Raw genomic sequence first — 15,595 nt, 5'->3', positions numbered from 1 at the left:
TTTTATTTACTAAAATTTCAAAAAAATCAAGGATTATTATTGAAAAATACTTCAACTTTACAAGCACATATGTATGTATTATTTGCTACTTTTTTAGTAGCAGGTTCATTTTTAGCTTCACAAAGACTAGCAAATGTTGTTAACCCTTTGTCTTTAACTTTTCTTAGATTTATTGGAGCTATAATTATAATGGCACCATTTATTTTATTTAGAAAATCATTAAGAGATGGTATCTTGAAAACTTTACCAAGAGCACTTGTTATTAGTCTTTTTTATTCTTTGTATTTTATGGGAATGTTTGAGGCTTTAAAATTAACAACTGTATTAAATACTGGAACTTTATATACACTTGTTCCTTTAATGACTGCAATTTTAGCACTGTTTATATTTAAAGAAAAAATTAGTTTTAATAAATTACTTGTATATCTTATTGGTTTAATTGGAACCTTATGGGTTATTTTTAAAGGAAATCTTGAATTACTTTTATCTTTTTCTTTAAATGATGGTGATTATATATTTATAATAGGTTCTTTTTGTATGTGTTGTTACTCAATTTCTATTAAACTTTTATATAGAAATGATAATCCTTTAGTTCTTGTATTTTGTACATTAATTGGTGGGGCAATTTGGATGGCACTTGGAATGATGATTTTTCAAAAGCCACTAAATTGGGAATTAATTGAAGGTAACTTGATTTATCATATGCTTTATTTAATAATTGGAACAACAATTATAACTTTGTTTTTATATCAAAAAAGTACTGTGATTTTAGGACCTACAAAAGTTATGTCATATATATATTTAAATCCTGTTGCTGTTGCTATTTTACTTTTAATTATTGATCATAAAAGTATTGAAACTATAGTTATCCCAGGTATTATAATTACTTCTATTGCAACATTTTTATTACAAAAAAACAAAAGGCTTAAAAAATGATAATTTATATACATGGTTTTGGAAGTAGTGGACATGGAGGAAAAGCCACTTTATTTAAAGAGTTTTTTAAAAATGATATTATAACTCCTTCTTTATCTTATGTTCCTACTTTAGCAATTGATACTTTAGAACAATTAATAAAAGCTTTTCAATTAAAAGGTGAAACAATAAATCTTATTGGTTCATCTTTAGGTGGATATTACTCTATTTATTTAGCAAATAAGTATAACTTAAAAGCAGTATTAATAAATCCAGCAATCTTTCCATATAAAATATTAGGTAAAATTGGTATGGCAAAGAACTATTTTGATGAAACATCTTTTGAAGTAACTTTAATACATATGCAACAATTAAAACAAATAGAAGTTAAAAGTATAGAAAATGAAAAGAATTTTTTAACATTGCTTCAAACTGGTGATGAAATTTTAGATTATAAACAAGCTATTAAAAAACTTCCAAATAGCTATTTGGAAGTTTATGAAGGAGGGAATCACTCTTTTTGTAATATAGAAAACTATTTTTTTAAAATTGATTCTTTTTTTAATAAATAGTAAGCGCTTGCTTACTATTTACCATTTTTGATTTTATTTAAGTCAAGTCCTAAAGCTTTAAAATTGCTTTCAACTGTGTGTTTTTCTTCAAATACTTTAGAGTTATAATAGCCCATTTCTTCTTTTGGTAGAAGTCTTTTCTTAAGATCAAATGAGTCTCTTTCTTGTGCATTCATATATAAAACAACATCTGCTACATCTTGATCACTCATGCTATTTCCTTGTCCTAAAGGCATATTTGATTTAACCCATGCTGCTGCTTTATCTAGTTTACTCATTCCTGCACCTGTATTATAACTTAACCAATTTCCATTTGCATCTTTACCCCATAATGGTGGAAATGTTGCAAGACCTTCCCCATTTACTCCATGACATGATGCACATTGATTTTTATAAATCTCTTTTCCTGCAAGATAATTTTCATGTGTGGCATTTTTTTGTATTTTTTTGAAATGTTTTACAGCTTTTGGATATAACTTAGTATTATGTTCACTCCAAGGACCTTTTGCATTCATTTTGATTTTACTACCTTCTGATAACCAAGTTATATAAGCAGCAATAGCAATACTTGCTTCTGTATCAATAATTGGTCTTTTCCCATTCATACTTCTCATAAAACAGTTATTTGATCTATCTTGTAATGTTTGAACTGTTTTTTCTCTTTTTGACCATGCTGGGAATGTTGCTGCTGTACCAATCCAACTAGATATACCTTTTCCTGTACCCACTTTGCCATCTGCACCTTTTAAGTGACAACTTTTACATTGTAGTTTATTTCCTACAAAATCTTTTGTTAAAGGATGTGTATCTGTGTTATTTACAATATCTTCACCTAATTTAACAATTTTACCAATTTCTCCTTTTGGATAAGTCTTTGGTGCAGCCATTTCTTGTGCTGCATATGCAAATGATGAAAGTAAAGTAATTAATGCTGTTGTAACAACTAATTTTTTCTTATTCATGGTAGCTCCTTTTATTTATAAGTTATTATATAAATATAAAGTTACTTTTATGTTTACTTTTAATAGTATAAATTAAGTATTAGTTAAGAATGTGTAGGTAAAACTTGTACCAATTTCTTTTGTTGAACTTAGTTTTATTTTAATATTATTTAATTTGCAAATATTTTCTACAATATTCAAACCTATACCAAAGCCCCCCTTTATATGGTTTTCTTTATAGTATCTATTAAAAACTGTTTTAGTATCTTTTATGGGATTTGAGAAGTTATGTACACTAAAAATGGTATTATTTTTATCATCACTTTTTAAAGTTATTGTTATATTTGTATCTTTATAAGAGTATTTTATTGCATTTGAGATTGTATTATCTATGATTCTTTGTAGATGAGTTCTATTTATATAAATATTAATATTATCTTTTATATTTAAGATAAATTTTAAATTTTTTGTAACACTTAAACTTTCAAATTGATCAATTCTTTGTTTCAAAATATAGCTAAAGTCAACTTCTTCTTTATTGTACTTTACGCTTTTTTGTTTAATTAAGTATTCTATATCTTCATAAACTAAAAAAAGATTTTTGACAGCATTAATTGAGCGATTTATCTCTTTTGTATTTGCTTGTTTTTCATCCAATATCTCTAAGTTTAACTGTATTACACCCAAAGGAGTTTTTAACTCATGCATGGCATCATTGAAAAAAGCGTCTAAATATTCATTTGCTTTTTTATATGGCTCAATACTTGCTTTTATAATTAAATATATAGATATGAATACAAATAATCCAATACATAAAATAAGTACTAAAATCTTTAAATATATTTCTTCATAAGAGAGTTGTTTTTCAACTTTTAGATATTTTGCATTTAATCTATTTTTTGCTAATTCTATTTTTATACTTAATTTAGAGTTTTTATTAATATTTATATTTCTTGTTTTATATATATTTTCTTTTTCTTTTGAGATTAATGTCGCTTCAAATTTAAAAGATTTAGGAAAATTAAATGTATTACTTTTTGAACTTGAAAAATCATATATTGCTCTTTGTATTTTTTGTGCATGTTCTATTAGAAGTCTATCTTGATTGTTTTTGTAATTTTCTAACTCTAAGTTTGTATAAAAATATATAGGAATGGCAATAAATATAAAAAATATTGTTGTATAAAAAAACGATATTTTAAATATAAAATGTTTATTCTTCTCTATCAATTTTATATCCTATTCCCCTTTGATTTATTATAAAATCTTTTGAGGTTTTATCTCTTATCTTCTTGATACAAACTCTAATATCTGCTTCACAAATATATCTATCATCCCAAACTTCACTTCTTAGTTTATCTATGCTTACAAATTGATTTTTATTCGTAATCAAACAAAAAACAACTTCAGATTCTTTTTTTGTTAACTGTATTAATTCTGAATTTTGAAAGAGTTGTTTTTTTAAAATATCATATGTAAATTCTAATTTTAATTTTATTTTATCACTGTTTTCATTTGTATAAAAAAGTTTTAAAAGTTGTTCAACTCTATATTTTAACTCTTTAGGTGAAAAAGGTTTTTTAATATAATCATTGCAACCAAGCTCATATCCTAAACTTAGATTATTTATATCAGTAAGCGAGGTAATATAGATAACAGGTGTATTATCACCATTTTCTCTTATGTTTTTTACTACTTCATAGCCATTTATATTTGGAACTCTAATATCTAAAATTAACAAATGATATTTGTTTTCATATATTGCACTTAAGGCATCTTCTCCATCATCAAAATCATCAATTTCATATCCTAAAGATTCCAAATAGTCTTTTATGCTAAGTTTGTATTCTAAGTCATCTTCAAGTAATAAAAGTCTCATTTTATCTGCACCTTTGTGTTGCTATTAATCTCTTCATAATCAAAAGAGTTATTTAGATTTATTTTATTTTTATTTAGAATTGATGTAAATATATAACCTAAATGTTTATTGTCTAAGTCATAATATGAAAAGTATGCAAAGGAGTGTTTTTTTGTTGAAACGTATCCATAATCTTTTAAGTTATTCAAATCCAAGTCTTTTAAATCTTCTATATCTACACTGTTTACTAAAAGATAATTATCTATTTTGGGATTATCTTTTAAGTTAGTAGCAATATTCAAATATTTTTTATTTAATAATACATAAAGAGTAGAACCTTTTTGTTTTAGTTGCTTTGTCAAATATTTAAACCCAACAATAACTTCAAGCGAACCAATATATTTTCCATTATTTTTTATAGGAGATATGGCTTTTATATTTAATCTTTTACCAAGTTCTATTGAAACAATAGGTTTTTTTTCTTCTTTTACTTTTACAAGTCCTTTTCTAAAACTTGAAAGAGGTATATCTTTTATGCTTAAATCCCAACTTCTTAAATATGTACTTAAATCTTTGTTATGAATTTGAACTTCTAAATTACTATTTTGAAGTTTTTTCAGTGTTTTTATTTTTCTATTTACTACATTAAAAGTTTCAACTCTATTGTTATTTAAAAAGCTGTTTACAATCTCTTTATCTTCTGATAATAAAATAGATAATGATAAAGCATATCTTTTCTGTTCTTCAAAGAGATTTTTAGTAGTATTTAAAGAGTTTTCTAGATTATTTAATAAATCATCACTATTATTTAAATGTTTTAAAAAATAAAATGTTAGTAAGATAAAAAATGAGGTTACAAATACAATTATTATTAAGTATTTATTTGCTTTAAAAAATTGCAATATTCACCTCATGTTTTATGTTTTATTGTTCTTTTGTATAGATTTCATCCAATAAACTATCAACAAATTCATCAGGACTAAACTCTATTAAATCATCTTGTTTTTCCCCAACCCCCACATAAAATATTGGTAGTTCAAGTCTGTTTGAGATAGAAAATAAAGCTCCACCTTTTGCTGTTCCATCAAGTTTTGTTACAATAATTCCATCAACTTGAACCATCTCATTAAAAGCTTGTGCTTGAGAAATTGCACTATTTCCTTGTGTTCCATCTATTATAAGTAATTTTTGATGAGGAGCACCCTCATATGCTTTATTACAAACTTTTACAATTTTCTTAAGTTCATTATTTAGATTTGTTTGAGTTTGCAATCTTCCTGCTGTATCAATAATAACATTATCAATTCCTCTTGCAACAGCAGATGAAATTGTATCAAATGCAACAGCACTTGGATCATGTCCTTGTTTTGTTTTTATAATTGGAACATCAATTTTATCAGCCCAAGATGAAAGCTGTTCAATAGCAGCCGCTCTAAATGTATCTCCTGCACCTAAAATAACACTTTTATTCTCTTTTTTTGATTTTGTAGCAAGTTTTGCTATTGTTGTTGTTTTACCTGCACCATTTACTCCAATTATCAGTCTTACAAATGGTTTTGGAAGGTTTGATAAATCTACATCAGGAGCATGTTCAAAAAGCATCACAAGTCTGTGTCTTAATTGTTTTCTTGTAATCATCTCAGGAAGTCCATCCATAGCTTTTTCTATTATTTCGTATTCAACATCTGCTTCAATTAAAAGTTCTTCAATGTCATCAAAACTTATCTTCTCTTTTTTATGGGGAACTACAGTTTTAATATTTGCAAAAGTTTTTTCTAAAGCTTTTGAGAAAAAACCTTTGTGTTCTTCTTCATTATTATCTTGAATTTTTTCTTCATCTAAAGCTTTTTGAGTAGTTTGTTCAACTTCTTCTTTTGGTATTTCTTCTTTAATCTCTTCATTTTTTTTCTTAAAAAAACTAAACATTATTTGTCCTCAAGCTCTTTTTTTATATCTGTTTCTATCATCTCTTCTGGAATAATACCTGTGTATTTTTGTTTAATGTTACCTTTTTTATCAATTAAAAACATTGTAGGAATAGTTTTTATCTCTCCTAATGCACTTGCAAGGTTGTATTTTTCTTCACTATTTACTATTTTATATTGAATATTGTATTTATTTTTAAATGATTCTAAAGCTTCATTTGTAGTTTGTTTTTCATTTTTTTTCTCCAAACTTACAGCAACAATTTCTAAATCTTCTTGATATTTTTTTATCAAATTATTAAAGTGAGGTATCTCTGCTATACAAGGATTGCACCATGTTCCAAAAAAGTTTAATAATACTATCTTTTTTTTAGGCCAATCAAATATAACCTTTTCACCTTCTTTATTTATTGTAAAAGTAGTTCCGTCAATATTGCTTAATTGAAATTTAGTTTGTATTTTAGCTTCAGTTTTACCATCTTCATTTACTTTTGAATCACCACAACCTGTGAAAAAAAGTATAGATAAAATTGCTATAAATGCTATATTCTTAAACTGCATTTTAATTCCTTTTGGTAAAATAATTTGCTGGGTAAGAATTTTATCCAAGTAAGGCTTAAATATGGAAGAGAGTCACAAGCGTGATTTTAGAAAATCGTGTATTAAAAGATTAGAATTTGAGAGTCGTTTTTCAAAGATTTATAAAGATAAAAAAGTAGTAAGAAATTTACATATATTAATAAAACAATATAAAGCAAAAAGTGTACTTTTATATATTCCAATGGGAATTGAAGTTGATGTTTTACCACTAATAAATAAACTCCGCAAAGAGAGGGTGTGTGAAGTTTATGTTCCTTATATGATAGGTGATAGTTTTAAAGCAGTCAAATATAGATTACCATTGAAGAAAAAAAAGTTTGGTATAAAAGAACCACCAAATTCTAACTTCAAAGCAAAAAAGATTGATTTAGCAATAGTTCCTGTAGTGGGAGTAGATGGACTATGTAAAAGAATTGGCTTTGGAAAAGGAATGTATGATAGGTTCTTTTATCGTTTAGGCTATACTCCATGTATGGTTTTTACACAACTGAAACTTTGTAAAACGCCAAAAATATTATCTAATGATTACGATATTCAAGCTAATTATATAATTACAAATTAAGGTTTTGAATATGGATTTAATAATGATGGAATCAATTGTTGTAGGTGTTATAACAGCACTTCTTACAGCTTTGATTAGTGTATTAATAGTAAAAAAGTTTTATAGTGCTAAGTTTGATATTTTAATCGAACAAGCAAAAGCAAAAGCAAAAGTTATTGAGCATGAAGCAGAAGTAATATTAAAAGATGCTCAAGTTAAAGCAAAAAGAGATTATGACAAAGAGTTTAGAGCAGCAAAGAAAGAGTATGATGATATGCTTTTTCAAATTGAAAAAAAAGAAAAAGAGCTAAATAAACATTTAGAATCTGAACTTAAAGTTATAAAAGAACAAAAAGCTGAAATTGTGGAAAAAAATAAAAAAATAACTACAATTAAAGAAGGCTTAAAAAAACAACAAAAAACTTATGATGAAAAAATAAGTAAAGCAATAAAAGTTCTAGAAAATGCCTCTGGACTTACTCTTGAAGAGGCAAAAAAACTTATGCTTGAAAAAGTTAAAGAAGATAGTAGAGCTCAAATAGCTTCTATTTTTAGAAGACAATACAAAGCAGCAGAAACTAACGCAAAAGATGAGATAAATAATATGTTATCTCAAGCAGTTACAAGATATGCAGGTGAGTTTGCTGCTGAGAGGCTGATTAATAATTTACCATTAAGTGATGAAGAAACTAAAGGTAAAATTATTGGTAAAGAAGGAAGAAATATAAAAGCTTTAGAGATGCTTTTAGGTGTAGATATTATTATTGATGATACTCCAAATACAATTACTATTTCTTCTTTTAATCTATACAGAAGAGCAATAGCTACAAGAACGATAGAAGAGTTGCTAGAAGATGGAAGAATTCAACCAGCAAGAATAGAAGAGATTTATAAAAAAGTAAAACATGAGTTTGATAAAAATATCTTAAAAGAGGGTGAAGATGTTATTTTAGAACTTGGAATTACTTCTATGCACCCAGAACTTGTGAAACTAGTAGGAAGACTAAGATATAGAGCTTCATATGGTCAAAACGCTTTAAAACATACTTTAGAAGTTGCAAATTTAGCTGGATTATTAGCTGCACAAATGGGTGGAGATACAATCCTAGCAAGAAGAGCAGGACTTTTACATGATATAGGAAAAGCTTTAACTCATGATATGCCAGGTTCACATGTACATTTAGGTGCAGAAATGTGTAAACGATATGATGAAAATGAAACTGTAATCAATGCAATTTATGCTCATCATGGACATGAAGAACCAATAAATGTAGAAAGTGCAGCAGTATGTGCAGCTGATGCTTTAAGTGCTGCAAGACCTGGGGCTAGAAGAGAAGTATTAGAAAGCTTTTTAAGAAGAGTAGAAGAGGTTGAAAATATTTCAACTAGTAAAACAGGTGTGTTAAATGCATTTGCAATTAACGCAGGAAGGGAAGTGAGAGTTATCGTAAAAGCAGAATTGATAAATGATGATGAAGCGGTACTTCTTGCAAATGAAATTGCACAAGATATTGAAACAAAAGTTCAATATCCTGGCGAAATTAAAGTTAATGTTATTAGAGAATCACGAGCAGAAAGTTATGCTAGATAAATAACTTAAAAATATAATCTTATGCAAAATGCATAAGATTATATATATAAAAATAAAGCTATTAAAATAATTCCTAAAAGAGTTAAATAAACTCCCCTTTGTCTAAATCCATTTTTTCCTTTAACCATAAAAATAGCAGATATTGCTAAGAAAAAAAGTATTACTGAATATGTCAATGAAAGGTATAACCATTTGTCTTGTGATGATGATTTATGGGCATCAATAAAAGGCTTAATAAAAGTAGGGTAAGCGCTAATAGAGTATATTACCTCTCCACTATTTTTATAATAAGTTATGGTTTTCAAATCTTTTTTTCTAGAAATTTGATATTTTATATATGTATCTGTATTTTCTATTTGTTTTAGTGAATCAATAACTGATTTTTTAACTACATGACTTGGTAAATTTGATTTTTCTTCATTTTTTATAAAACTATCTATGAAACTATCTTCTGGATTTTTTAGATTTTTTTCAATTTTACTTGTAAGCATATACTCTTTTTCAAAAATATGTAGATCTCTAAATGATAACATAATCCCTGAAAGAGAATATACAATTGTAATTCCTATAACTAAATAACCTAAATCTCTATGCCACTTTCTAAATGTTTGTGATAAATTAAATTTTTTTTTCACTTCTTTTTTACTCCTTGTTTTTTTTAATTGTACATTTTTTTTCTTAATGAATATTTATTCATTTATTAACAAAGTTTAAACAGAAGCCATTTTATCTTGGGTGAACAACTTTTAAAGAAGGACTTGATATAATATAGTACTAAATGACAATTTACTAACTTAAAATGCTTGGTGCTATTTTTTAATAGCAAAAATTTATATGGAGAAATTATTAATGGATAAAAACTTTAACTATTCAAGGTTAAAATTAGGAATTATAGGTGGGGGACAATTAGGTAGAATAATGTCTCAAAAAGCAAAAAAAATGGGTTTTCATGTGACAATTTTAGATCCAACACCTAATTGTCCTGCTGCTCAAGTTTCAGATAAACAAATTATTGCTGGATTTTATGATAAAGAAAAACTAACAAAAATAGTAGAAGAGAGTGATGTTACTACATTTGAATTAGAGCATATTGATACATCTGTTTTAAAAGAGTTATTTGATAAAGGGCATAATATTCATCCTTCTCCTTATGTAATGGAGTTAATACAAAATAAATATGAACAAAAAAAACTTCTTAATGATAAAGGTATTGCTGTTCCTGCATATAAAGATGTAAAAACTCAAGAGGACTTAGCTTCTTTTGGTTTCCCTGTAATCCAAAAAACTAAATTTGGTGGTTATGATGGAAAAGGTGTTCAAATGTTAAAAACACCAGAAGATATGAAAAATTGTATAAAAACTGAATCATTTATTGAAGAATTAGTTGATATTGATAAAGAGTTGGCAATTATTGTTGCTAGAAATATTGAGGGTGAGATTAAATGTTATCCAGTAGTTGAAATGTTATTTGATGAAAGAGTAAATATTTGTGATAGTGTGATGGCTCCTGCTAGAATTTCAAAAGAGATTGAAGAAAAAGCCATTGAAATATCTACACAATCAATTAAAGCACTTGATGGTGTTGGTATTTTTGGAGTTGAGTTATTTTTAACTAAAAAAGGCGAGGTTTTAGTAAATGAGATAGCTCCAAGACCTCATAATTCAGGTCATTATACAGTTGAATCATGTGCTACATCTCAGTTTGAACAGATAATTAGAGCTGTTACAAACTTACCTTTAGGTTCAACAAAACTTATATCTGCTTCTGTGATGGTTAATTTACTTGGAGAAGAGGGATATGAGGGTGAGCCATTTATTGAAGGAATTCATGAAGCACTTGCTATTCCTGAGTTATCTTTTCATTTTTATGGAAAAAGTGTAACAAAGCCATTTAGAAAAATGGGACATATTACTGTTTTAGATGATGATATAAATAAAGCTTTAGAAAAAGCAAATAAAGCAAAAAATATTTTAAAGATTAAAGGGAGCAAAAAAATATGAGTAAGCCATTAGTTGGAATTATTATGGGAAGTGATTCTGATCTTCCAGTTATGAAAGCAGCTGCACAAATGTGTGAAGAGTTTGGTATTGAGTATGAAGTTACAATAGTATCAGCACATAGAACACCAAAAAGATTAGTGAAATATTCAGAAAGTGCAGAAAAAAGAGGACTTCGAGTAATTATTGCTGGTGCTGGTGGTGCTGCACATTTACCTGGTATGGTTGCTTCACTTACACCACTTCCTGTAATTGGTGTACCTGTGAAAGGTTCTTCTTTAGAGGGTATGGATTCACTTTTATCTATTGTTCAAATGCCAGGAGGAGTTCCTGTTGCAACAGTTGCAATCAATGGTGCAAAAAATGCAGGAATATTAGCTGCCCAAATACTTGGTGTAAAAAGCAAAGATACTAGAAAAAAAATCAAAGAGTATAAAGAAAAAATGCTTGATGAGGTACAAACAAAGATTGATAAACTAGAAGATGTTAAATACGAACAGTATTTAAAAACAATGTAATTTTAAAGATAAGTTTTAGGAAATATGAAAAATAACAATATATTAACAACACAAATAATAGCAGGAAAATATAAGGGTAAAAAGATTGAACTTCCATCTCTTGATGTTACAAGAAGTTCAAAAGCAAGATTAAAAGAGTCATTTTTTAATGTATTGCAGTTTGATATAATAGATAAGATTTTTATAGAAGCATTTGCTGGAAGTGGAAGTATAGGCTTAGAAGCAATAAGTAGAGATGCTAAAAGAGCATATTTTGTAGAAAAAGATAAAAACTCTTATTCAACATTAGTTAGAAATTGTAACTTAATAGAAGCAAGTAAGTGTCAAACAATGCATGCAGATACTTTTATTCAATTACCATCAATACTTAATAGTCTAAAAAATTCAAGTGATGAATTAATTGTTTATATTGATCCTCCATTTGATTTTAGAGATGGGATGGATGATATTTATGAAAACTCTTTTGAAATTGTAAGAAATATAAAAAATGAAAATATTTATATGATTACTTTTGAACATGTAACAAGCTTAGAAATGCCAGAAGAATTAGGGCTTTTTAAACTTAAGAAAACAAAAAAATTTGGTAAAAGTTCATTATCATATTATATTTATAAATAAGAGTTAGTCAATGTTTAAAATTGCAGTTGTTATACTTGTATCACTGATATTAATGGTATTTTTTCTTCCATATATTTATACTACATCTGCATATGCATTAAATCCAAGTGAGATTTTGTCTTCACCTTCTCTTTCTCATCCTTTAGGAACTGATAGATTAGGAAGGGATATTCTAGCAAGGGTTCTTCAAGGTGGACAAACATCACTAATTATAGGGTTTTTATCTGCAATTATTACTTCATTGATTGGACTTTTTATTGGAATAAATGCTGGATACTTTAAAGGTAAAATAGATAAATCAATAATAATTTTGATTGATTTATTTTTAACTTTTCCTACATTTTTTTTACTTTTAGCATTGGTTTCATATATTCAAGCTTCAACAATAATCTTAATTATTGTTATTTCAATAACAGGATGGATGGGAATGGCAAGACTTATTAGAAGTGAAAGTTTTGCTATTTCCAATAAGCCATATATTAAAATATTAAAATTAGCAAAGGTATCAAATAGTAAGATAATATTTAAATATTTTGCTCCACTTTTAGCACCACTTTTTTTAATATCTTTTACTTTTACAGTAGGCGGTGCAATTTTAGCAGAGTCTGGACTTTCATTTTTAGGACTTGGTATTAATCCTCCAAATATGTCTTGGGGTAGTTTATTAAGTGATGGAAAAGCTGTAATTGATATAGCTTGGTGGGTTAGTTTTTTCCCTGGTCTTATGATATTTCTTGTTACTTTTTCTTTAATTCAAATTTCAGATTTTTTACAACAAAAAGCAAATACCAAAGATATTTTATAATAATCATAGCTTTTATTTAAAGTAATTGAAACTTACAAATAACAATTAAATGATTTTTATGTTAAAATAGCAAAATTTTTTAAACGGAGATTTTAATTTGAATAGATTAACAAAAAGCGTGTTGTTAGTAGCATTTTTACCCGTAATGCTATTAGCTGATAAGAATGCTAATGCTGAATTGTTTGGAGTGTGGACCTTACTTCCTCCTTTGGTTGCAATTGTATTAGCTTTTATTACTAGAAATGTGATTTTTTCACTATTTATGGGTATTTTTGTGGGAACATTTATGGTAAATGTAGTGGATGGAAATATTTTTCAAGCATTTGCAGGTGCGTTTGTGGATCTAGTTAGAAAGATGATTGGATCAATGGCTGACTCATGGAATGCAGGAATTATTCTACAAGTTCTTACTATTGGTGGACTAATTGCAGTAATTACTAAAATGGGTGGCCCAAGAGCAATTGCACAAAAACTTGCAAAAAAAGCAAAAACACCTGCTAGTGCTCAAATATATACTTGGTTAATGGGGTTTTTTATCTTTTTTGATGATTATGCAAACTCTTTAATTATTGGTCCAATTATGAGACCTGTTACAGATAAGTTAAAAATTGCAAGGGAAAAGTTAGCATTTGTTATTGATGCAACTGCTGCGCCAATTGCTGGTATTGCACTTATTTCTACATGGATAGGATATGAAATTTCACTTATAAAAGATGCTTATGTAATGATTGGACAACCTAATATAAATGCTTATGCTATTTTTGTTGAAACTATTCCATATAGATTTTACAATATTTTAATGCTAGCATTTGTTTTCTTCTCTGCATATTTTTTAAGAGAGTTTGGACCTATGAGAACAGCTGCAATTAGAGCTGCTAATACAGGTAAGGTTTCAAGACATAAAAGACAAGAAGAACACTTAAATCAAGAATCATCAACTCTTGCTCCTAAAGAAGATGTTGAATATTCAATGTGGAATGCTATAATTCCTATTTTTTCATTGATTATTGTTGCATTTTTAGGATTTTATTTTAATGGAATGAGTTCTTTAGAGGGTGAAACATTAAAAGCTGTTCAAGCTAATCCATATGCATTTAGTTCAATTAGAGATTGTTTTGGTGCTGCTGATGCTTCTATTGTACTTTTTGAAGCTGCACTTTTTGCTTCAATTGTGGCTATTGCAATGGGGATGCAACAGAAAATATTTAATTTAAGTGAAGCACTTGAAACATGGGTATTAGGAGTAAAGGCTTTAGTTATTACTGCTGTTATTTTAATTTTAGCTTGGTCAATCTCTGCTATTATTAAAGATCTTGGAACATCAGTTTATTTGGTATCTTTATTATCTGATTCTACTCCTCAATTTATTTTACCATCTATTATTTTTATATTAGGTTCGATTATTTCATTTTCAACTGGTACATCATATGGTACTATGGGAATTTTGATGCCTTTGACTATTCCTTTAGCAAATGCTGTTGGACTTCATGTTGGTTTAGAACCTGTTGCTTTAGGTGATTATATTATTTTAAATATTGGTGCTGTTTTAACAGGTGCGATTTTTGGAGATCACTGTTCACCAATCTCTGATACTTCAATTCTTTCATCAATGGGTGCTAGTTGTGACCATATGGATCATATTTCTACACAGTTACCATACGCTTTATTTGTAGGTGCTGTTGCTATTATTTTTGGATATATTCCAGCGGCATTAGGATACTCAGCTACTATTTTACTTCCTTTAGGAATCGTTGTTATTATTTTAACAATTAGATTTTATGGGAAACCCTTTTTAAATCAAAAAGCATAAATAAAAAAAGAGTTTTACTCTTTTTTTATACTATACTCTATTTAATAGTTTATCAAGTAAATTTGTACTTAAAACTCTTTTTGCAAAACCTAAAATATGTGTAGCTTTAGTCACATAGTATCTAGGTTTTGGCTTTTTACTATTCATTATTTTTAATACTACATTTGCAACAGAAGTTGCAGGAAGATTAAAAGGTGCTTTTGTATCATCAGTTGATTCTAACCTTTTTTTTACTTCATTTTTATATGTAGATTCAAAAAAACTATCTTCAATTATTATATTTTTATTAAACATTTTTAAAGCATTTTCTCTAAACTTTGAAGTAACAGGTCCTGTATTAATCAAACTCACACTTATATTACTTCCAATTAACTCTTGTCTTAAAGTATCAGTAAGACCTTCAATTGCATATTTACTTGAATTATATGCACCTCTAAATTTAAGTGAAATTATACCTAGTACTGAACTATGTTGAATTATTTTTCCAAAACCTTGTTTTCTAAATATCTTCATAGTTTGAATTGTCATTTCGTGTAAACCAAAAAGATTTGTTTCAAATTGTTCTTTTAAAACTTCTGTTTTTACATCTTCAACAGCTCCTGGTTGTCCATAACCTGCATTATTAAAAACAGCAGATAATTTTCCATCTTCTTTTAATATTTTATCAAGAATATCTTTTATATTTTCAGGTTTTGTTATATCTAATTTATAACTTATAAATCCTAAATTTTTTAAAATTTCTACATCTTTTTCTTTTCTTGCTGTTGCATAAACTTTAAATCCATGATTTTTTAACACTTTTGCAGTTTCAAAACCAATGCCTGTAGAACAGCCTGTTATTAAAATATTTTCCATTAATTTTTACCTAAATTATTATAAATAATAATTATTTTTTTTGTTTGT

General features: G+C 27.2%; 17 protein-coding genes. 9 read left to right on the top strand and 8 right to left on the bottom strand.

The features are described from left to right. Positions 1-39: 39 nt before the first annotated feature. Together AMRN_RS08885 and AMRN_RS08880 are read left to right on the top strand one after the other, a co-directional pair. The gene (locus tag AMRN_RS08885; RefSeq protein ID WP_228150788.1) at positions 40-936 is read left to right on the top strand and encodes a DMT family transporter; all 897 of its coding nucleotides are present in this window, start codon (positions 40-42) and stop codon (positions 934-936) included. Then, entirely contained in the window at positions 933-1,487 is a 555-nt protein-coding gene (locus AMRN_RS08880; protein WP_099310320.1) for a YqiA/YcfP family alpha/beta fold hydrolase, read from the top strand. The genes AMRN_RS08885 and AMRN_RS08880 overlap by 4 nt, the downstream gene beginning before the upstream one ends. 14 nt (positions 1,488-1,501) lie before the next feature. Here the strand turns inward: AMRN_RS08880 and AMRN_RS08875 are convergent, their stop codons facing one another. The 6 genes from AMRN_RS08875 to AMRN_RS08850 all read right to left on the bottom strand — a co-directional run bounded on the left by AMRN_RS08875 (position 1,502) and on the right by AMRN_RS08850 (position 6,772). Next, the gene (locus AMRN_RS08875; RefSeq protein WP_099310319.1) at positions 1,502-2,449 is read right to left on the bottom strand and encodes a c-type cytochrome; all 948 of its coding nucleotides are present in this window, start codon (positions 2,447-2,449) and stop codon (positions 1,502-1,504) included. 72 nt (positions 2,450-2,521) lie between these two features. Then, positions 2,522-3,658, bottom strand: a complete 1,137-nt coding sequence (locus AMRN_RS08870; protein WP_099310318.1) for a sensor histidine kinase — start codon at positions 3,656-3,658, stop codon at positions 2,522-2,524. Continuing rightward, on the bottom strand, positions 3,642-4,307 hold the full coding sequence (locus tag AMRN_RS08865; RefSeq protein ID WP_099310317.1) for a response regulator transcription factor: 666 nt from the start codon (positions 4,305-4,307) through the stop codon (positions 3,642-3,644). Before AMRN_RS08865 ends, AMRN_RS08870 begins: the two co-directional genes overlap by 17 nt. Next, positions 4,304-5,188, bottom strand: a complete 885-nt coding sequence (locus AMRN_RS08860; RefSeq protein ID WP_165772829.1) for a cache domain-containing protein — start codon at positions 5,186-5,188, stop codon at positions 4,304-4,306. Before AMRN_RS08860 ends, AMRN_RS08865 begins: the two co-directional genes overlap by 4 nt. 22 nt (positions 5,189-5,210) lie before the next feature. Further along, positions 5,211-6,212, bottom strand: a complete 1,002-nt coding sequence (ftsY, locus tag AMRN_RS08855) for a signal recognition particle-docking protein FtsY (RefSeq protein ID WP_099310315.1) — start codon at positions 6,210-6,212, stop codon at positions 5,211-5,213. Continuing rightward, positions 6,212-6,772, bottom strand: a complete 561-nt coding sequence (locus AMRN_RS08850) for a TlpA family protein disulfide reductase (RefSeq protein ID WP_099310314.1) — start codon at positions 6,770-6,772, stop codon at positions 6,212-6,214. Before AMRN_RS08850 ends, ftsY begins: the two co-directional genes overlap by 1 nt. 61 nt (positions 6,773-6,833) lie before the next feature. Between AMRN_RS08850 and AMRN_RS08845 the strand changes: the two genes are divergently transcribed. Beyond that, positions 6,834-7,373 (top strand): 5-formyltetrahydrofolate cyclo-ligase, encoded by a 540-nt coding sequence (locus tag AMRN_RS08845; RefSeq protein WP_099310313.1) that lies wholly within the window; start codon positions 6,834-6,836, stop codon positions 7,371-7,373. Between the two features lie 25 nt (positions 7,374-7,398). Beyond that, positions 7,399-8,943, top strand: a complete 1,545-nt coding sequence (gene rny, locus AMRN_RS08840) for a ribonuclease Y (RefSeq protein WP_099310331.1) — start codon at positions 7,399-7,401, stop codon at positions 8,941-8,943. A 38-nt stretch (positions 8,944-8,981) separates the two neighbouring features. Here rny and AMRN_RS08835 read toward each other — a convergent pair whose 3' ends face one another. Then, positions 8,982-9,578 (bottom strand): hypothetical protein, encoded by a 597-nt coding sequence (locus AMRN_RS08835; RefSeq protein WP_079577462.1) that lies wholly within the window; start codon positions 9,576-9,578, stop codon positions 8,982-8,984. Positions 9,579-9,777: 199 nt separating this feature from the next. Here AMRN_RS08835 and AMRN_RS08830 point away from each other — a divergent pair, with 199 nt between their 5' ends. From AMRN_RS08830 to AMRN_RS08810, 5 genes are all read left to right on the top strand, one after another. After that, on the top strand, positions 9,778-10,944 hold the full coding sequence (locus tag AMRN_RS08830) for a 5-(carboxyamino)imidazole ribonucleotide synthase (RefSeq protein ID WP_228199124.1): 1,167 nt from the start codon (positions 9,778-9,780) through the stop codon (positions 10,942-10,944). Beyond that, on the top strand, positions 10,941-11,459 hold the full coding sequence (purE, locus tag AMRN_RS08825; protein WP_099310311.1) for a 5-(carboxyamino)imidazole ribonucleotide mutase: 519 nt from the start codon (positions 10,941-10,943) through the stop codon (positions 11,457-11,459). The genes AMRN_RS08830 and purE overlap by 4 nt, the downstream gene beginning before the upstream one ends. A gap of 24 nt (positions 11,460-11,483) precedes the next feature. Beyond that, the gene (rsmD, locus tag AMRN_RS08820; protein WP_099310310.1) at positions 11,484-12,077 is read left to right on the top strand and encodes a 16S rRNA (guanine(966)-N(2))-methyltransferase RsmD; all 594 of its coding nucleotides are present in this window, start codon (positions 11,484-11,486) and stop codon (positions 12,075-12,077) included. Between the two features lie 10 nt (positions 12,078-12,087). Beyond that, positions 12,088-12,882 carry an ABC transporter permease gene (locus AMRN_RS08815; RefSeq protein WP_099310309.1) on the top strand — a complete coding sequence of 265 codons (795 nt, stop codon included), beginning with the start codon at positions 12,088-12,090 and terminating at the stop codon, positions 12,880-12,882. A 145-nt stretch (positions 12,883-13,027) separates the two neighbouring features. Further along, the gene (locus AMRN_RS08810) at positions 13,028-14,692 is read left to right on the top strand and encodes a Na+/H+ antiporter NhaC family protein (protein WP_099310330.1); all 1,665 of its coding nucleotides are present in this window, start codon (positions 13,028-13,030) and stop codon (positions 14,690-14,692) included. A 30-nt stretch (positions 14,693-14,722) separates the two neighbouring features. On the opposite strand, the gene AMRN_RS08805 is transcribed toward AMRN_RS08810, so the two are convergent. Beyond that, a complete protein-coding gene (locus tag AMRN_RS08805; protein WP_099310308.1) occupies positions 14,723-15,547 on the bottom strand; it encodes an SDR family NAD(P)-dependent oxidoreductase in 825 nt (274 codons plus the stop codon). Between the last annotated feature and the right edge of the window lie 48 nt (positions 15,548-15,595).

The sequence above is a fragment of the Malaciobacter marinus genome (assembly GCF_003544855.1).
GTDB lineage: Bacteria > Campylobacterota > Campylobacteria > Campylobacterales > Arcobacteraceae > Malaciobacter > Malaciobacter marinus.
Note: the sequence above shows the minus strand (reverse complement) of the source record. Positions and strands in the feature narration are given on the sequence as shown.